The organism is Microbacterium sp. NPDC077184 (assembly GCF_040687055.1).
Classification (GTDB): Bacteria; Actinomycetota; Actinomycetes; order Actinomycetales; family Microbacteriaceae; genus Microbacterium.
In genome coordinates this window covers 707,808-726,155 of the sequence record NZ_JBFBMM010000001.1, presented here as the reverse complement: position 1 = coordinate 726,155, position 18,348 = coordinate 707,808, and the positions used below count along the sequence as shown (strand labels likewise).

Sequence of the window (18,348 nt, the reverse complement as noted above, 5' to 3'; positions counted from 1 at the left end):
TCTGGGGGTTGCTTTCGTTCGCTGACGCCTGCTACGTGGGCGGCGGATTCTGTCGTCGCCCGTGGATTTCTTTGGCGAACTGTGCGCCTCCGGCGGCGACGATGAGGATGCCGACGACGACGAGCAGGATGCGCAGCCACAGGGGCATGTCCGGGTAGAGCAGGTTGGGCAGCGTGAAGATGAAGGTCGCGGCGATGAAGTACCAGACCGCGACCTGCTGTGGAGGTTGTGCGGGCGGTTGCGGCTGGGGCGGTCCCGGCTGGTCCGGGGGCGGCGGGGGTGCGGGCGTGTTGTCCATGTCGTTGCCTCCTTCACCGGCCACGTTACGGATGCCGTGGGGCGCGGCACCTCCCCCGTGCGACGGAGATCGTCAGGTGAGGCGTTCGAACACCATGGTGGCCTGGATGCGGTCACCGCCGCCGAACCCGGTGCTCCCGGACGCGGAGGTGGAGATCGTGTGGAGGCGGTAGCCGAGGGCGGCTTGCCGGTTGATGACGCCTTCGAGTTCGGTGAGGTTGCCGGATCCCGAGCCGAACAACTTCTCCTTGAGGACGACCTGTAGCACGACGTAGCTGGCTCCGGTGGCGGCGGGGCGGGGCTGTGCGCCGGAGACGGCGTCGGCTTGGGCGCGGGCGATCATGCCGCCGAGTCCCGGTTCGGGTGGGGGCGGCGGCTGGATCTGGTCGGTCCATGCCCGGCCGTCCCACCACCGCATCGTTCCGGTGCCGTCGTCGTACCAGCCTGCTTGTGCGTCGGTCATCGTCGTCCCCCTGTTCGTCCCCTGTTCGTGCGCTCGTCGTGGCGAGCGGTTTCGTGAGAATGTAGCGCGCCGCGTTCCTGGACGCGGCGTTCCTCGAGGATGCCGAGCCTTTCAAGGTCGAGCTCGTCGCGAGCGATGAGGCGTCCATGCGGCCATTGTTGACTAAACGCGTGGTCAAACCCCCGTTGCGGCGATCGACGGAGCGCGCAGGGGAACCCGTGCCGCGTTCAGCCGCGCGCTCGGGGGCAAACTGAAGACGCCTGCCGTGCGAAGGAGGAGCGATTCGGAGCCGATTCCGGCTTAGAACGGTGCGGGGTCGGGCGGCGGTGCGCCGCCACCCTGATCCGGGGGTGGTGCCCCACCTCCGGACGGCATGAATCTCACGAGTGGTGCTGGGGGGTGGTCGATGTAGACCCTCCCCGTCGGTGAGGTCCATTCCAGAACCCCGCCCCCGAGCTGTCGGACGCCCCAGGAGGTGAATTGCTTCATCGAATGGTGTCGTTGACACAGGTGGCAGAGGTTCCGGATGTCGGTGGGGCCACCGAGCGCGTAGTCGAAGGTGTGGTCCAGTTCGCAGCGGATCGCCGGGCGTCGGCATCCGGGGAATCGGCAGTGCCGGTCCCGTGCCCGCAACAACCTCGCCATGGAGGCGGTGCGCCGGTACGAGTCGGTGCAGAGAACCTGCCCTGACACCGGGTGCACCACGAGGCGTTCCCATGTGGTGATGGCGCCGGCGAGTGCGCGGGCGGTGGACGGGTCGATCGGCGACGAACCGACGAGGTCGGCGGTGGTGGTGTCGTTCGCCGGGTCGTCGTCTTTCCCGAGGAGCGTCAACGCGGGGACGACGACCTGCACTTTCGCGCGGATCATCCCGAGGGTGCCGTTGCCGTCTCCGTCGATGGTGGGATCGGCGAGGGGTGAGGCGCTCAGCAGCATGTCGCAGAGGATGTCGGCGCGGATCTGATCCCGCGTCCGACAATCCGGCTCGTCAGCGACGGCGTCAGCATCCGCGTCCGTCGCGAAAGCCGATCCACCCGTGCCCGTCCCGGCATCCGCTCGGGGACCTGCGGGCGCGTTGCGGGCGTCGATGACCGAGGAGGCTTGTTCGTTGAGGCGGTCGCTGATTCCCTCCGCCAGAAGTGTCGGGAGCGTCGCGACGAGTTCCGACATGCCGTCCCGCAGCGGGGTGACGCTCACCCGCCGTTCCTCGCGGGCTTTCGCGTGCCGCTCGGCAAGGGTGCGGGGATGCAACTCCTGCGCGAGATGGTCCAGACGGTCCTTCACCCGCCCGACGCTCTGGCCCACACACATCTCCGCGGCCTGGGCGTCGAACTCCGCCCGCGCATCCCGGGGCAGCACGGTCCCGCACCGGAGTACGGCGGTGGCGTGACCGCGGGTGATCCGCCCCGCCTCCCACGCCGCGAGGGTGGTCGGGTAGCATTCCACCCATTCCACCGCCTGGCTGATCTGCGCCTGCATCGACCGGTCGGTGGTGAAGGTCACCCCGGCAAGTTCCGCGGCGACGGAGCGGTAGACCATTTCCTGCGACCGCACGGACGCCGGCAAACGCCGCGACACCCGCTCCGCGATCGCCCCGGCGCGCGCCTGGTTGCGGACGTTGCCGACTTCCATGGCGCCGAGGGCCGGTGTCATGGTCTCCGCGTACTGCGCGACCTCGTCGAGTTCGGCGAGGTCTTCTTCGCTGAACTCGACCAACCGGCTCGTATTCATGTTCGAAGACTAGCGACAGCCTCCGACATTCAAGACGAACATCTCCCCGATGTGGAAAAGAATCTCGAAAGCCGTCGCTCGATCACCCACCCCCGCGGGCGCACCTCCACTACTCCAGCAACATGCGCCCGACGACGACCACGTAAGGCAGCACGATGAGGGCAACGATGCAGGCCAGCATCGCCGTGTTGCCTCGCGTGTCATTAAGCCGCTGTCCGTCGCGGTGGACGCCGACCGGCGGCACCCGCAGGGTCCCGTCGGTGTTGACGAGGGGGCCGGCGTTGAGCCTGTCATCGCGCCAGTGGGTCCAGCGTGCGACCCGTGCGCGCCACTGACGGAGGAACCTCACGCGCTCTTCGAGAGCGCGACCCCCCGCGGGCATCGTGGATCCGGGGCGGAAGAAGACGGCATCCGTGTCGATGAGCTCCACATCCCAGTCCGCAGCCGAGTCGATGAGGTCGGCCATGACATCGGGGGTGAGGAAGTAGAGGGCATCAGCGCCGTATCCGGCGGGCGCATACGTGTGGAAGTGCGCATCGAAATCGCCCTCGAGCCTCACGCGCTGCGCCCGACTCAGCGAGACGCCCGCGTCAAGAGAATGACCGCGCCGGTTTCCCGTCGCGTCAAGGACGATGTGCGGGAACTGCACCACCGCCGGAACCGACACGAAACTCCACACGTGCGCGCTGTTCGCGCGCAGGTGCGAGTACGTCCGGATGTACTCCCACTCGCCGATTCGCGATCCGTCGGGGAACACGAGCATCGACCGAGCACGCCCACGCGAGCCACGGGAGGCCAGCACCTCCCCCGGCATCCACCCGCGCGCGAAGGGGGTGGAACTACGCACCCAGACGCGCGGCCGCTGCGGCGAGTGCCGTCCACGTACGGTGCGTGACCACCGACATCAGAAGCGCGAGCGTCCAGAACGCGACGATCCACGCGACGGAGACCGCGGCGACCGGCCCCGCGACACCGAAGTGTCCCGCGCCGCCTGACGACGAGGCGGTCTCACCCACCAAGACCAGACCGACGACGCCGACGCCCACGTATCCGGGGAACGCCCACGCCGATCGGCGAGCGCCCCACGTGCGCGCGTAGCGGAGGCCGGACCAACGGATGCCGGGTCCGATCCGCGGCTGGCGTCGTCGACGTCGTGTCGGCACCGGCGGGCGGGCCGATACCGGAGCGTCAGAGTCGAGCACAGGCCGAGTCTGTCAGACCCTTCCCGTAGAGCTCATCGTCACGCCACCCGGAAAATCACACCCCCGGGCGGATCATCAACTCCGGAATCTGCGCATCACGCGGCACGTCGAGCACCGTCAGCATCGCGGTGACGACCGACTCCGGATCGATGAACGCTCCCGGATCGTACGCGGCACCCTCCTGCTCGTGCACGCGCTCCTGCATCGGCGTCGCCGTGCGGCCGGGGAACACCGACGACACCCGGACACCGTGCGCCGCCTCCTCCTGCCGAAGCGCGTCGGCGAGCGCCTTCAGACCGTGCTTGGACGCCGCGTACGCCGACCATTCCGGAGACGCGCGCAGCCCCGCGCCGGAGTTCACGAACACGACCTGCCCCTTCGCCGCACGCAGCGCCGGCAGCAGCAGACGCGTCAGCTCGGCAGGACCGGTGAGGTTGACGTTCAACTGCCACTCCCACGACGACACCGGCAGCTCGCCGACCGGCCCCAGGTCGACCACCCCGGCAGCATGGATCAACGAATCGATCTGGTCCGGCATCCGCTCATCCGCCACGGCCTGAGACACCGCGTCGGCGAGCGCTCCCGGAACAGCGAGGTCTGCGACGACGGCGACGGATCCCGGATGCCGCTCCTCGAGCTCGCGCGCCCGCTCGGCGCTTCGCGCGATGAGGACGAGGTCGTCGCCCCGTTCGCGCAGCCGCGTCGCGAGCGCTGCGCCGATTCCCGAACCGGCACCGGTCAGTACGTGAAGAGCCATACGTTCATGCTCGCACGCACCCCCGACGCGACCCCCGCCGCCGACCCGCCCGGCAGCGCCCCGCCCCACACCGCCCACACGCAATGGTGCCCGGCGCGAACCATCCCGCACCGGGCACCACCACGCAGAATCGCCCTAGATCACCAGCCCCAGCGCCCACGGTCCGATGAGAACCGTGAAGAGGGTGATGAGGATCGCGCCGACGATGTTGAGCACGAGTCCGCCGCGGACCATCTCGGTGATCTTCACCTGTCCCGACGCGAAGACGATCGCGTTCGGCGGGGTGCCGACGGGGAGCATGAACGCGCAGGTCGCGGCCAACGCCGCCGGGATCAGCAGCGTCATCGGGTCGATGCCGATACCGATCGCGACGCCGCCGAGGATCGGGATGAACGTCGCCGCCGTGGCGGTGTTGCTCGTGATCTCGGTGAGGAACAGCACCAGCACCACGACCAGCGCGATCAGCAGGACGATGGGCAGCGTGCCGAGGCCGGTGACCTGTTCGCCGAACCAGGCGTCGAGGCCGGTGGCGGCGACCGCGCCGGCGAGGGAGAGGCCACCGCCGAAGAGCAGCAGCACGCCCCAGGGCAGGCCCTTCTCGGCGTCCTTCCATTCCAGCGTCATGGTGCCCTTCTTGTCTCCGGGGAGGAGGAAGAGCAGCACGCCGGCGCCGATGGCGATGACGGTGTCGTCGAAGATGCCCAGCCACGGCATCAGCTGTTCGAGGTCTCCGATGCCCGCGAGCAGACCCGGAACGATCCAGAAGAACGCCGCGAGGAGGAACACGGCGAGCACGGTCTTCTCGCCCTGACTGGTGGGTCCGAGCTTGGCGATCTCGTCGTCGATGAGCTGCTTGCCGCCGGGAACCTCGTCGAGCTGGAAGCGGAACAGCACCCGCGTGATCAGCAGCCACGCGAGGAAGGTGAAGACGATGACGATCGGGACGCCGAGCATCATCCACTCGAGGAAGCCGATTTTGCGGCCGAGTTCGTCGCTGATGTAGCCGGCGACGATGGCGTTCGGCGGGCTGCCGAGAAGCGTGCCGAGGCCGCCGATGGTCGCCGACCAGGCGATGGCGAGCACGAGGCCGACGCCGAACTTCCGCACGTCAGGGACGCGGATGACCTCGCTGATCGGGGTGCCGTTGCGGATCTGCTCGGTCATCGAGCCGGCGTTCTCGCGTCCGCCGATGCGGTCGCTGTTCTCGACGACAAGGGCGAGGACGCTGAGGCCGATGGGGAGCATCATCAGCGCCGTGGCGGTGTTGGAGACCCACATCGACAGGAACGCGGTGGCGATCATCATGCCGAGCACGATCCGGCGCGGGTGCGTGCCGACACGGCGAAGAGTCAGGAGCGCGATGCGGCGGTGGAGGTTCCATTTCTGCATCGCGATCGCGATCAGGAACCCGCCGACGAAGAGGAACACGATCGGATTGGCGTACGGGGTGGTCGCTTCGGGGACCGTCCGCGCCGTCAGCAGCGGGAGGATGACGATCGGAAGGAGCGAGGTGACCGGGAGCGGCACCGCTTCGGTCGTCCACCACACCGCCATGAGGATCGCGAGGGCTCCGACCACTCGCGCGTCGTCGCTCACGGTCGTGGTGCCGAGCAGAAGCCACGTCACCAGCGCGAGCACCACGCCCAAAAGGCGGAAGAACCAGATCTTCGCGGGTGGTCGGGTCTTCTTGGTGCCCACCTGCCCGATGGGCGCTGCGGGCGGTTGGGTCTTGGTCGCGGGAGTCATCGTCGTCTCCAGGAGTACTTCGTCGTCTACGCCGGCGGTTGCCGTGTGCACGATCCTGGACGGATGCCGCGGCCACGTCGTGTTTTGGTCTTAACGGACGCAGGGAGGCACGCTGCCGGTTCGGCGTCGTTTGGGTCCTCGCCGCTCGACGTGATCGCATCGCGTTCGAGACCGAGCACGGCCCCGACGCCGGCAAGCAAGACCCCGTCCGCTGAGGCATCCGCCTCGGAATCTCGTGCCCGACCTCCCGCTGATGGTCGACGAAGGGCGCCGAAGTCAGCGCCATACTGCTGAGATGGAAAGCGATGCGAAGCCCCTTGCCGCATCACGACGGCCTCGCCTCGCTATCCCCAGCCTCGTCATCGGCGGCATCCTGATCCTGGCCGGCGTCGTCGGAGCCATGGCGCCCTTGATGACGCGAGACGCGTCAGCGTGCGTCTACAACATCCAACCTCCGGCGGACTTCACCGCGACGCACCAGGAGGGCATCACGGCGACCGGCGAGATGATCTCCTTGTTCCCCTTCGGCGCGCGGTGCTCGTACCTAGCCCCGTCGACCGGTGAAACAGCACTCTCCGTTGTGCCGCTTTGGCCGACGATCAGCGTGCTCGGCGGAGTTGCCGGCATCGCCCTGAGCGCGACGACCCTCGCGGGATCCCGCCGGGCGGGTTAACGTCGCCACAGCCCGCTTCTTCACTCGACGTCGGAGCGCACCCACCGGCACCCGAGGCTCCCTACCCCGCGACGGCCACCCGCACCGCGTCGATGATCTGCTCCTGCGCCTCGCGCCCGGCTCGCGTCGGCACGAGCGGATACACGTGCACCTGCCCGGCCTCCTCGCGCAGCTCGAACGACACTCCCGCCACACGCGCTCTCTCCGCGAGGACGTGCGCGTCGGGGTTCAGGACGTCTCGTGTGCCGGTGAACACGGTGATCGGGCCAAGCCCGGCGAGGTCCCCGAACAGCGGACTCACCACCGGGTCGAGCAGGTCCAGCTCGCCCCGCCAGTGCTCGGCGAGCACCCGCCCTCCCGGAGTGCCGAGCCACGGGTCGGTCGGTTGCACGATCGGGATGCGCGGGTTGCTCCACGACAGGTCCAGCGCGGGTGAAATGAGGATCGTCCGCGGCAGCACCACGCCCTCGTCGCGCAGAGCGAGCGCCGCCGACAGGGCGATCTGACCGCCGGCGGAGTCCCCCGCGAGACACGTCGCCCCGTACTTCTCGTTGCTCGCCCGCACGAGAGCGACGACGCCGTCTCGCGCCTCCTGCGCCGTGCCGAACGGCACCAGCGGGTAGATCGGAACCACGACCGCCACCGGTGCCTCCGCCGCGATGCGCGCCGCGAGATGCCAGTGCTCGGCTGAGATCTCGTTGACCCATCCCCCACCGTGCACGTAGACGACGGCTCCGCGCACCTCCGGCGGCGAGATCGTGTACACCGGCCAGCCATCGACCTGCTCGACATCCACACGGATGCCGCTCCGCAACCGCCCCGGAGGCCCATACGGCATCGGCCGCAGCTCCCGCTCCCGGATCCGCCGCCGCGCACCCTCGGCGGTGACGAAGGTGTGGTTGGCGCGCATCAGCCGCAGAAGGACTGGGACGAGGGAGTCGGGTAGAACCAGGTTCACCGCCCCAGCATCACACGTCCCTGACGCGCAGCGTTGCTCGCGGGATCACTCGCGCCACAGGCTGGCCGAGGGCCGGATCGACCTGAGGAGCGCATCCGTCGGCAGGGGTACGGTCGTCTTGTGGCCGAGGGCATCGCGAGCGTACGACACCGGGACCTGACCCGCGCCCAACTCTCTTCCCTCCGAGACCTCTTCGACCGCGAGTACCGCTCGAGTCACGGGGAGTGGGACCCTGACCGCCCCTACGGTTACTCACCCGCCGACGTGCACGTCATCGCGACCGACGCAGGGCGCGTCATCGGCCACGTCGGGTTCCAGACTCGCTGGATCAGGATCGGGCGGGGGAACATACTCATCGCCGGAGTGGGCGGCGTACTCGTGCACCCCGAGCACCGTTCACGCGGTCTCGGCCGCCAGCTCATGGAGGCCTGCCATGAACGCATGCTCGGCGAGACCGATGCACGGTTCGGCTACCTCGGTTGCCGCGGGGAAGTAGTCTCCTTCTACCAGAGCGCCGGCTGGTCCCGCGTGGAGGTCGTGGAGCGCTGCATCTCCAGGGAAGATCAGACGACTGTCGAGATCTCGACGAACACTCCGGTATTGATTCGGCCGGTACACGCCAAGCTCGGAGACTGGCCGGAAGGCGACGTCGATCTGCGTGGAACCCCCTGGTAGGACGCCGCCGGTTGCTTCTATTCTCAGCAGTCCTGCCTGATTCCTCAGCGCCCCGGTCATACACCCGAGCGGCGACGCCGGATCCACCGCACCACCCGCAGATCGTCGGAGGTGAACCGTCCGCGCGGTAGCGCGGCGCGGATACGAGCCTCATCGAACGGCAGGCGAGGACGAAGATCCGCCGGGAGTTCCGGTGCCGGCGGAGCGGCTTCACTGACCCCTTCGGCCAGCATTCTGGCCTGGGCTTTCGCGACAAGCGGGGTGACCATCAACCACTCCGTCACCTGTGCGATCGCGCGAATCACCCATACCGGAAGTCGCACGTACAGAGGCTGGCGACCCGCGACACCCGCGATTCGTCGGACTGCCTGACCCAGCTCCAGCTCCTCAACCCCCATGACGGCGTACGTCTTATCGGGCACTCGCCCGCCAACTGCGGCGACCAACACATTCACCGCGTCTTCGACGGGCACAGGGCGCACCTTCCTGTCGCGATACCCGACCGTGCCGAAGAGGGGGAACGTCCGCACCGCCTTAGCGACGTGGTCGACCATGTGGTCTCCGGGGCCGTAGATCATTCCGAACTTGAGGATCGCGTACTCGATGCCCGATGCACGGATCAGCTCCTCGGCCACCCATTTGGTCTCGTGATAGCCCGAATCGCAATCGGGTCGAGCTCGCAGAAAGCTCACCATTACGATGCGCTTCACACCAGCCCGACGAGCGGCCTCGACCACGGAACGGGTGCCCTCAACGTGGACCCGCGCGAAGGTCTGATCCCCCAGTTCGCGGTTAATCCCGGCGCAGTGCGCGACCGCCTCGCATCCCTCGAACGCTGTCGCCAGGGCGTCGACATCGTCGATGCGGACGCCGGTTCGTCGAGAGATGACGACGGTGTCGGTCGGGTCGAGCTTCTCGGCAAGGTGACGGCCGACAAAACCCGTGCCCCCGGTGATAGCTACTCGCATGACAATGCTCCTTCGCTTATTAGCAATGGAGCTAAATGCTAATTAGCCTTAGTGCTATATTGCAACAGTGACAGATTCGGTGTCAGACATCTTCGCGGCGCTTGCGCATCCCACGCGGCGGCAGATCCTCCAAGACCTCAAGGACGGCGAGCTCGCAGCCGGCGAGATCGCGGCGCGCTTCAATGCCACCGGCCCGACGATCTCCAGGCACCTCTCGGTGTTGCGGCAAGCAGGTCTCGTCACCGAGCGACGTGATGCGAACCGCATCCTGTATTCACTCGTCGGCGAACGCCTGGCGCTGTCCGTCGGGGACTTCCTGTCCACTGTCTGCCCTGAGCAGATGGTGCTCCGAGAGGTTCGGAAGCGCAGCAACGGTCACGCAGTCAAGGCAGACGCCTGATCGGCACCTACCTTGACTGGGGTTCGGCCTCCTGGGCCGAGTAGCAGCGCCGCAGCCTACAGCGCATCCACCGCCGCGAGGATTTCCGCGGTCTCGGTGCGCTGGGTGTAGTCGACCTTGATGTCCGCGAACGCCACGGTCCGCGCGGCGTCGACGACGATGACCGACGGGAACGGGATCGCCGGGGTGTCGTCGGCGTTGCTGTCCTTCACCGCGAAGCCGAGCTGCGTGTGCGCGTCCTGCGCGGCTCCGCTCGGGGCGGTGACGATCCCGAGCGCGCCGGCGAGCGCGTTGCCCGGGTCGGAGACGACGGTGTAGCCGAGCTCCCCCTTCTCGACAGCGGATGCCGTGCCGTCAGGTGACTGGGGGCTGATGGCGATCAGGCGCACACCGCGCTCGTCGAGCTCGGGGGCGAGCGTGCGCTGGTAGTGCGCGAGGGTGATGTTGCAGAAGGGACACCACGCACCGCGGTAGAACACCAGCACCGCGGGGCCCTCGCCGAGGAGCGACGCAAGGTCATGCGACTCACCGCGGATGTCGACGACGGTCGCCGCAGGCAGGGCGTCACCCACCGCGACAGCCCCATCCGGCACTCCCCCGGCTCGCAGATCGCTCTGCTCCTCGTCGAACACGGCGGTCAGCGCCGGGCCGACGGCGTTCGAGAAACCGGGGACGAAGTCGGCGACCTCTGCGGCGATCGAGTTCGAAGTGGTCATGGGGGCTCCTGTCTCGGAAGTCCCGCCGGCGCTCACACGCGGCGGAGTCGGCTGTCTCCGATTATTCGGAGCGGATGCCGGGCCAGGGCGAATCTGCCCGAAACGCAGTCACGAACGGTAACACTCCGCTCGAAGCTCCCGCCCGCAGGAAGCACGAGGGTAGCGCCATCACCGGCGCCCGCCCCGCCCGTCATCTCCCGGACGGCGCCCCATCGATCCCGATAGCCTCGAAAAGGCGCCCCTGGGGGATGTCCGCGAGGCGAGCTCGTTTCATCCTCTTCTGCCCACGTACCCGATCGTGAGGCTGTGCGGCGCCGGCACCCGAACACAGCGAGAGGCAGATCATGACCCGCCGCACCCACAGCATTCACAACACCCGCCTCACCTCCGGCGCAAGGCGCACGCTGCGCCGGCACCGAGCGACACTCGCCCTCGCCCTCACCGCCGCGGCATTCGTCGCCCTCACGGCGTGCGCCGCACCGGCCGCCGCGCCCGTAATCACGCCGACCGAGACGACGCCGGCCGTCTCGCGACCCGCGGCCCCCGAGGGCGACCTCCCCGCGGATCTCGTGGCCCAACTACAGCAGACGCTCGACGAGACCATGGCCGAGTACTCCGTGCCCGGCGGGGCGGTCGGCGTGTGGATTCCGGGCGAGGGCTCGTGGACGGCCATCGCCGGGATCGCGGATGTCGAGACCGACGAACCCGTGACGCCCGACATGCAGTGGCCGATCCGCAGCATCACGAAGTCGTACACAGTGACGCTGATCCTCCAGCTCGTCGACGAGGGCGTCCTCAGCCTCGACGACACGATCGACCAGTACATCGACGGAATCACCGACGGCGACACGATCACCCTGCGTCAGCTGGCCGACATGTCCAGCGGCAACTCCGACTACTTCACCGACGCGTTCATCCAGGACTTCTTCATCGACGACCCCGAGCGGCTTTTCACCCTCGATGAGCTGAACAGCTATGTCCTCGATCAGCCGGCGCAGTTCGCCCCCGGCACCGAGAAGGTCTACACGAACGCCAACACCAACCTCCTCGGGAAGGTCGTCGAGGTCGCGACCGGACAGGACTTCGCCGAGGCCCTGAACGAGCGCATCCTCGAACCGCTCGGGCAGACCGGCACGCGCTACATCACCGATGTCTCCACGTGGACAGCCCCGCACGCGATCGGCTACTCCCCCGCCGAGACCGGTGAGGGGTGGGAGGAGGGGATCCCGAACTTCTCGGTGCTCGGACCCGCCGGGTCGATGGTCACGACCCTCGACGACGCGCGCGTGTGGGGCGAGATGCTCGCCGGGGGCACGCTGCTGGATCCCGCGACCCAGGCCGAGCGCCAGCAGGGCGCACCGCTGGATGCCGGTCCCCCGTACGACATCTATGCGCTCGGCATGGGTGAGACCGACGGGTGGTGGGGTCACAACGGTGAGGGGCTGGGCTATACCGCCGCGACCTTCCACGACACCGAGACCGGGGCGACGATCGCGGTGTTCTTCAATCTGTCGGACTTCACGCCGAAGGCGCACCCCGCCGACCAGCTCTTCCGGCGCCTCGCCGCCGTGATCGAGGGCGAGCGATGAACCGGCGCGGGTCGGCCGCGGCTGCTGCCGCCGTGCTGCTGGCCGCGGCATCCCTCACCGCGTGCACGATCGGCGGAGGCGATGACGACGACACCTCGTCAGCGACGGATTCCGCCGGGATTCCGGATGCCGCGCTCGCGGTGATGAACGAGGACCGTTACGCGAACTCGCGGTGGCAGATCTACGTCGAGGACCTGGAGTCGGGCGACGTCCTCGTCGACTACTTCGGCGACGCGATGGCCGAGCCGGGCTCGTTCGTGAAGACGTACAGTGCGGGCGCCGCGTGGCTGGAGTTCGGCGCCGACAGCACGCTGACGACTCCGGTGAAGGCATCCGGGGAGGTCGTCGACGGCACCCTGCAGGGGGATCTGATCCTGGTTGGTCAGGGCGATCTGACCATGGGCGGGCGCACGAAGCCCGACGGGACCGTCAGCATCACCGACCTCGACCACAACGACGCCAACCCCCTCCCGGGTGCGACGCTGACGCCCGAAGATCCGCTCACGGGCCTCAACGACCTGGCCGAGCAGGTCAAGGCGTCCGGCATCGACAGCGTCAGCGGCGACGTGATCGTCGACGACCGGCTGTTCACCGGCGAGCTCGTGGGGCAGCCGGTCACGCCGATCAACATCAACCAGAACATCATCGACGTGCTCATCACCCCGGGGGCGTCCGAGGGCGACCCCGCGACGGGTGAGCTGATCCCCGCGGTGGCGCCGTGGACGCTCACGGTCGACGTCAAGACCGTCGAGGCCGGCGGCACGACCGCGCTCGACGACCCGGTGGACGCGGGTGACGGGCAGCTGACGATCACCGGGACGATCGCGGCGGATGCCGACCCGACCCTGAAGGTCTACGTGTTCGATGACCCCGCGACGTTCGCGCGCACGGCGTTCATCGAGGCCCTCGAGCGCGCGGGTGTCGCCGTCACCGCCGATCCGATCACTCCCAATCCGGATGCCGCCCTCCCGAGCGAGGACGAGGTCGCGGAGCTCGCCGCCGTCGCCGAGCTCGCGTCGCTGCCGCTGTCGGAAGAGGTCACGTATGTGATGAAGATCAGCTACAACCGCGGAGCGCAGACGCTGATCTGTCGCCTGGCGGTGGCGGGCGGGTCGAAGGACTGCGACGACGGCATGGCGGTCGCCGGCGAGATCTGGCAGGACGCGGGTCTCGACACTACCGGCGCGTCACTGGTCGACGGATCGGGGCTTCCCGGCAACTTCATCACCGCCGAGAACGCCGCTCAGGTGCAGCGCATCATGATGGAGGGTCCGGATGCCGATCTCTGGGTCGATACCCTCCCGATCATGGGTGTCGACGGGTCGCTGGCCACCGTGCAGGCCGACAGCGAGGCGGCGGGCAAGGTCTTCGCGAAGACCGGGACGCTCGCGGCGTTCGACGCGTTCAACACGCGGTTCCGCATCGTGACGAAGACCCTCGGAGGGGTGATCGAGGCCGAGAGCGGCCGCACCCTGCTGTTCACGGTGATGATGAACAACGCATTCGCGAGCCCCGAGGACTACATCGACGCCGTCTTCCAAGCCAACGACGACGTCGGCGCGATGGCCGCAGCGATCCAGCAGGAGTACTGAGCGGGAGATGCACGGGCGTTGTGACCGGCGGGTAGGCGAGGATCCCCACCCGCAAGACTAAGCGCCTTCGATGGTCACCGCTCGGCCGCCCCGGCCCTCTGCATCCCCACCGTTGGCGACTTCCGGAGCGTTGCGCTCACGATCGCGGACGAATCCCTCGTTGGCGACGCCGCGCAGCCCTAGGGCGGAGTGGCAGCCGGGGCCGGGGTCGGCGGGCGATTGCACGACTGAACATCGTGAGGTCACGGGATCGACGCCCGTCGGGGCCACACGGACCGTCGTTACAACGGCCCCAGAGGCCCTCGCCGAGCTTCGACTGACGGGGGCTTTGCTTCTTCCCGATAAAGGGCGCTCTCACGTTGCGCGCGGCGCTCCCATCGTCCGGTCGTTGTCCGCACGAGGCTAGTCGAGACGTTCAGCGAGGATGCCGGCCCGCTAGCCGCGTCGGCGGCTTGGGCCGGTCGGGGTGCCGATCCGGTCCGAGAGCGAGCCAAGCGCCAATTGCTGGCGCGGATTTTGGTGGCCGCGGAGGTGACGCCGAGGTCGCACAACCCTCCCGCGATGACGGCGACACCTTGTAGCGTCTGGAGGATGGGTCATCTGCCTCCGAAAACCATCGCCGAAACGCTCCGCGGCATTCAGTCCTATGAGTTTGTTCTTCCGGCGATTCAGCGTGAATACGTGTGGAAGCCATCGCAGGTGGTGAGACTGTTCGACTCGATCCTGCGCGGGTATCCGATCGGGAGCTTCCTTGCTTGGCGCATCGAGCCGGAAACGGTCGAAAAGTTCAAGTTCTACGGTTTCATGAAGGATTACTCGCAGTTCGACAATCGGCACAATCCAGATCTCGATCTCCCGGGCAGGACAGTGACTGCGGTGCTGGATGGCCAACAGCGTCTCACTTCACTGAACGTAGGACTGCGAGGTTCTTACGCCGTGCGAGAAAAGTGGGCTCGCCACAACACTGCGCGCGGCTACCCGACCCGACGGCTCTACTTGAACGTGCTCGGCGAGGCAGCTCCCAACGATGCCGGATTGCTCTACGACTTTCGGCTCCTCACTGATGACGAACTGCAAAAGTGGCAAGACGACGACGCGCACCACTGGTTCCCGGTCGCCAAAGTGTTTGATGCGCCAACCGCGATTCAGCTGATGCGGGATCTGGCGAAGGTCGACCTCGGCAACAACGACTTTGCGATCGAGGTGCTCGGAAACCTGCATCACGCGGTGCATTCTCACCCCTCGCTTCATATGTACGAGGAAACCGATCAGGACGTGGAGCGCGTGCTGGACATATTCATCCGTGTGAACTCCGGCGGGACAGTCTTGTCGTACAGCGATCTGCTACTTTCCATAGCCACCGCGCAGTGGAAAGAGCGAGACGCCCGCACCGCGATCCATGGCCTGGTTGATGCTCTGAATACAACTGGCGCCGGCTTCAGCTTCTCGCAGGATGTCGTGCTCAAGGCTGGCCTCATGCTCGCCGGCATCCCGGACATCTCATTCAAAGTGAAGAACTTCACTGCGGGCAACATGGCTGAGTTGGACCAACAGTGGGACGGTATCGGCGACTCGCTCAGACTGGCGGTCGCCTTGCTCAGCGATTTCGGCCTCTCGGACGCGACCCTCGCTGCCAAGAGCGTCGTCATCCCCATCGCCTACTACGTGCACAAGCGCGGGCTCGACGACAGTTATCGCACGGCTGTTGCGCACGCTACCGACCGCGCTGTGATGCGCTCCTGGGTCCTCCGCTCTCTCATTGCACGCGGCATCTGGGGGTCGGGGCTCGACACACTCCTTCGCGACCTTCGCACCGCAATTGATGCGCATGGGGATACGGGCTTCCCATCCGCTGAGCTTGAGCGAACGATGGCGTCGCGCGGAAAATCGCTCGCTGTGACCGACGAGCTCGTTGACGACATCCTTAATCTCTCGTACGGCGGCGGACGCACGTTCGCAGTTCTTGCCATGCTGTTTGATCACGTAGACACGCGAAATCAGCACCACGTCGACCACGTCTTCCCGAAGGCATTGCTGGACCCCAAGCGCCTCCGCGAGCAGGGCTTCTCTCGTGACGAGATCGAAGAGCTCAGTGGCCGGCGTGACCGGTTTGCGAACCTCCAGCTGCTGGGAGGCCCAGAGAACATCGACAAGTCGGCAACCACTCCGGATGAGTGGGCACTGCACGCGTTCCCCACGCGTGATGCGATGGCGAACTACCTATCGCTCAACGAACTGACCGTGTTGCCGAGCGAGGCGCTCGCGTTCAACGACTTCTTTGAGGCCCGACAAAGCGCTCTGGCCGACCGAATCCGGCGAAAGCTAGCATCGGGCGTCATTTCTTCGGCCACCGTGCGAGAACCTCAGGAGTACGACGCCATAGAGCTCGACGCGGCTCTCGAGGAGTAGGCCGGAGCGGCCAGGCACCCCGATTGGGCCGGACACGCGGTGCACAGCGGTCAATGAAGAACACCGAGGTCAACGCTGCTTTTAAGGCAAACTGGACACCTGCTACCGTCGGCCGCATGGCCTTCGCGAGCGACGCAATCTCCAGCCTCAGCGGCATCCGATACAGCATCACCGATGCGCCCAGGCACGTACCAGAAAAGCCCGGCCTCTATGCCGTCTACGGCGACGACCAAGCGTGGGACGAACTCGGCTTGGAACCCAATCTCGACTCGCCGCTATACGTAGGGAAAGCGGAAGACAGCCTCGCGCGCCGTGAACTGCGAGGACATTTCGCCGCCGGCGGAGGCCGAGCGCAGACCGGGAGCTCTACGGTCCGAAGGAGCTTTGCGGCTCTACTCCGAAACCGGCTTGGTCTCCGTGGCGTCCCCCGCAATGCCAACAATCCTGGTCACTTCAGCAACTACGGGCTGGCCGAAGGGGGAGACGCCGCGCTATCGACGTGGATGCACGAACGACTGACGATTGCTGTGTGGCCGGCGCCGGCGAGCCTCGACGTACCGCTCGCGACGGTCGAGCGCGAGGTCATCCGACACTGGACGCCGCCGATCAACATTGCCGAGAACCCATCGCCGGCGCCCGGGCTCAGCGCGGCCCGCGCCGCGATGGCGGCAGAGGCTCGAGCTTGGATGCCGGGACCCTCCTGACTTCCCAAGTGGAGCGCCACTTGACGGGGTGGCCGCGAGGACGAGGTGGCGGGCGCGTGCCGATGACTCCCGAAGGCCCAGTTCGATAATCAAACCCGCGGCTGACAGGCTGGCGAGCATGAATCGCACCCAGAAGATCACCCTCGCCGCTTCGGCGTTCGTCGTCGCTGGGCTCGTCGCCCTCGCACTCCCCGCGGTCACGTCGGTGACTGTTCCCGAGGAGCCAAACGTCGTCGACATGCTCCCCGTCACGGGGTCACAGCCGGAGGCCGTCGAAGTTCAGGCGGAGACTGAGGGTGAGTTCGCGATCCCCACCGAGCGACCGCTCACAGAATTGCCTGACTGGGCGAAGGACAACGCCCCCTGGTTCGTCTACCCGGATGGCCTTCGTTGCCAGGGCACTGAGGGTTGCCCGAACGACTATCGCGCGTTCTTTGGCGAGCCCGGAGAGACGTTGCCGCCGGGCGTCGTCGTCTACGACCCTGCGCAACACGACGGGGTGTACGTCTTCCCGGCGGAGTAGCGGCATAGAAGGGGCGAGATTGCCGATAGTGCAGCATTCCACCTTAGGAAGCAGCTCGCATAGCCTCGCCACCTCGATCGCTGGCCCCCGCGCTACTGCTTCTCTGCAGCCCTCCTCCGCTGACGCTCTGCTTCCATCTCAGCCGCAACCTCGGGGGTCGGTGCCGCCCCGCCCAGGTGCGCCGGCTGCCACCACTGCCCCTCGCCGGATCGTGGATAGGACGCCTGCGCGTCCGCGAGCAGGGTCTCCAGCTCGGTCCGCAGCGCCGCTGTGGCCTCGACCGGGTCGTCGGACTCGCTCACGTGCATCGACTTTCCGATCGACACGCGGATCGGAGCCCGGAACGCCTCGCGGAAGCTCGCGCGGTGATTCTTCGTGCGAAGGAACTGTCCACCCCAGACGACCACCGGGATGACCGGAACACCGGCGGCCGCCGCCATCCGCACGGCACCCGTCTTCAGCTCACGCACCGTGAACGACGCGCTCACACCCGCCTCGGGAAACACACCGAGAACTTCGCCGCGCTTCAGCGCCGCGACCGCGTTCGTGTAGGCGTCGCGTCCGGCGGACATGTCGACCGGGATGTGCCGCATCTGGTTCAGGTGCCACCCGACCACCGGCTTATCGGCGGCGCGCTTGGTCACCATGTACCGCACCCGGCGACGGGTCCGGAGCCACGCGACCCACTCGACCAGGGCGAAGTCCATGTACCCGAAGTGGGTGATCGCGAGTACCGCGGGTCCGGTCTTCGGGATCGCCTCGGCGCCGGTGATCTTCGGCCGAAGCTGCAGCGCTCCCCCGAAGAACACGCGGCCCGCGCCGACCGCCATCGAGTAGATCGGTTCGAATCGACGCTTCGGGTTCGGGTGCATCCTTCTATTGTTTCGCGCTTGGCTGTGAGATGGGCCGTGAGGCTAGCGTCTGACCAGCCCCATGGGTGCCGCT

Annotated in this window: 19 protein-coding genes; 8 read left to right on the top strand and 11 right to left on the bottom strand. The window is 67.3% G+C overall.

Going from position 1 to position 18,348, the window contains the following annotated elements; genetic code table 11:
* Positions 1–31: 31 nt before the first annotated feature.
* The 7 genes from AB0O93_RS03475 to AB0O93_RS03445 form a co-directional block, all read right to left on the bottom strand.
* Positions 32–298, bottom strand: a complete 267-nt coding sequence (locus tag AB0O93_RS03475) for a hypothetical protein (protein ID WP_363340531.1) — start codon at positions 296–298, stop codon at positions 32–34.
* 72 nt (positions 299–370) lie between these two features.
* Positions 371–760 carry a DUF2510 domain-containing protein gene (locus AB0O93_RS03470; protein WP_363340529.1) on the bottom strand — a complete coding sequence of 130 codons (390 nt, stop codon included), beginning with the start codon at positions 758–760 and terminating at the stop codon, positions 371–373.
* A 300-nt stretch (positions 761–1,060) separates the two neighbouring features.
* The gene (locus AB0O93_RS03465) at positions 1,061–2,491 is read right to left on the bottom strand and encodes a DUF222 domain-containing protein (RefSeq protein WP_363340526.1); all 1,431 of its coding nucleotides are present in this window, start codon (positions 2,489–2,491) and stop codon (positions 1,061–1,063) included.
* A 109-nt stretch (positions 2,492–2,600) separates the two neighbouring features.
* Positions 2,601–3,338: a hypothetical protein gene (locus tag AB0O93_RS03460; RefSeq protein ID WP_363340524.1), complete on the bottom strand. Its 738-nt coding sequence runs from the start codon at positions 3,336–3,338 to the stop codon at positions 2,601–2,603.
* The gene (locus tag AB0O93_RS03455; protein WP_363340522.1) at positions 3,331–3,693 is read right to left on the bottom strand and encodes a hypothetical protein; all 363 of its coding nucleotides are present in this window, start codon (positions 3,691–3,693) and stop codon (positions 3,331–3,333) included. The genes AB0O93_RS03460 and AB0O93_RS03455 overlap by 8 nt, the downstream gene beginning before the upstream one ends.
* Positions 3,694–3,748: 55 nt before the next feature.
* Positions 3,749–4,450, bottom strand: a complete 702-nt coding sequence (locus tag AB0O93_RS03450; RefSeq protein ID WP_363340520.1) for an SDR family oxidoreductase — start codon at positions 4,448–4,450, stop codon at positions 3,749–3,751.
* A 135-nt stretch (positions 4,451–4,585) separates the two neighbouring features.
* Complete coding sequence (locus tag AB0O93_RS03445) at positions 4,586–6,247, bottom strand: DASS family sodium-coupled anion symporter (protein ID WP_363340518.1); 1,662 nt, start codon at positions 6,245–6,247, stop codon at positions 4,586–4,588.
* Positions 6,248–6,431: 184 nt separating this feature from the next.
* Between AB0O93_RS03445 and AB0O93_RS03440 the strand changes: the two genes are divergently transcribed.
* Complete coding sequence (locus AB0O93_RS03440; RefSeq protein ID WP_363340517.1) at positions 6,432–6,869, top strand: hypothetical protein; 438 nt, start codon at positions 6,432–6,434, stop codon at positions 6,867–6,869.
* A gap of 61 nt (positions 6,870–6,930) precedes the next feature.
* Here the strand turns inward: AB0O93_RS03440 and AB0O93_RS03435 are convergent, their stop codons facing one another.
* Complete coding sequence (locus AB0O93_RS03435) at positions 6,931–7,827, bottom strand: alpha/beta hydrolase (RefSeq protein ID WP_363340515.1); 897 nt, start codon at positions 7,825–7,827, stop codon at positions 6,931–6,933.
* A gap of 120 nt (positions 7,828–7,947) precedes the next feature.
* Between AB0O93_RS03435 and AB0O93_RS03430 the strand changes: the two genes are divergently transcribed.
* On the top strand, positions 7,948–8,502 hold the full coding sequence (locus AB0O93_RS03430) for a GNAT family N-acetyltransferase (protein ID WP_363340514.1): 555 nt from the start codon (positions 7,948–7,950) through the stop codon (positions 8,500–8,502).
* A 56-nt stretch (positions 8,503–8,558) separates the two neighbouring features.
* Here AB0O93_RS03430 and AB0O93_RS03425 read toward each other — a convergent pair whose 3' ends face one another.
* Entirely contained in the window at positions 8,559–9,470 is a 912-nt protein-coding gene (locus tag AB0O93_RS03425) for an NAD-dependent epimerase/dehydratase family protein (RefSeq protein ID WP_363340512.1), read from the bottom strand.
* 67 nt (positions 9,471–9,537) lie between these two features.
* On the opposite strand from AB0O93_RS03425, the gene AB0O93_RS03420 reads away from it, so the two are divergent.
* Positions 9,538–9,870: a metalloregulator ArsR/SmtB family transcription factor gene (locus AB0O93_RS03420; RefSeq protein ID WP_363340510.1), complete on the top strand. Its 333-nt coding sequence runs from the start codon at positions 9,538–9,540 to the stop codon at positions 9,868–9,870.
* A gap of 56 nt (positions 9,871–9,926) precedes the next feature.
* Here AB0O93_RS03420 and AB0O93_RS03415 read toward each other — a convergent pair whose 3' ends face one another.
* Positions 9,927–10,586: a peroxiredoxin-like family protein gene (locus AB0O93_RS03415; protein ID WP_363340508.1), complete on the bottom strand. Its 660-nt coding sequence runs from the start codon at positions 10,584–10,586 to the stop codon at positions 9,927–9,929.
* 344 nt (positions 10,587–10,930) lie between these two features.
* Between AB0O93_RS03415 and AB0O93_RS03410 the strand changes: the two genes are divergently transcribed.
* The 5 genes from AB0O93_RS03410 (at position 10,931) to AB0O93_RS03390 (ending at position 17,403) form a co-directional block, all read left to right on the top strand.
* Positions 10,931–12,175, top strand: coding sequence for a serine hydrolase domain-containing protein (locus AB0O93_RS03410; protein ID WP_363340506.1), 1,245 nt, complete (start codon positions 10,931–10,933; stop codon positions 12,173–12,175).
* Positions 12,172–13,767, top strand: a complete 1,596-nt coding sequence (dacB, locus tag AB0O93_RS03405; protein ID WP_363340505.1) for a D-alanyl-D-alanine carboxypeptidase/D-alanyl-D-alanine-endopeptidase — start codon at positions 12,172–12,174, stop codon at positions 13,765–13,767. Before AB0O93_RS03410 ends, dacB begins: the two co-directional genes overlap by 4 nt.
* Positions 13,768–14,358: 591 nt before the next feature.
* Positions 14,359–16,176, top strand: a complete 1,818-nt coding sequence (locus AB0O93_RS03400; protein ID WP_363340503.1) for a DUF262 domain-containing protein — start codon at positions 14,359–14,361, stop codon at positions 16,174–16,176.
* Positions 16,177–16,229: 53 nt separating this feature from the next.
* Positions 16,230–16,880 carry a GIY-YIG nuclease family protein gene (locus tag AB0O93_RS03395; protein WP_363340501.1) on the top strand — a complete coding sequence of 217 codons (651 nt, stop codon included), beginning with the start codon at positions 16,230–16,232 and terminating at the stop codon, positions 16,878–16,880.
* 118 nt (positions 16,881–16,998) lie between these two features.
* Complete coding sequence (locus AB0O93_RS03390) at positions 16,999–17,403, top strand: hypothetical protein (RefSeq protein ID WP_363340500.1); 405 nt, start codon at positions 16,999–17,001, stop codon at positions 17,401–17,403.
* 92 nt (positions 17,404–17,495) lie between these two features.
* On the opposite strand, the gene AB0O93_RS03385 is transcribed toward AB0O93_RS03390, so the two are convergent.
* Positions 17,496–18,275 (bottom strand): lysophospholipid acyltransferase family protein, encoded by a 780-nt coding sequence (locus AB0O93_RS03385; protein ID WP_363340499.1) that lies wholly within the window; start codon positions 18,273–18,275, stop codon positions 17,496–17,498.
* Between the last annotated feature and the right edge of the window lie 73 nt (positions 18,276–18,348).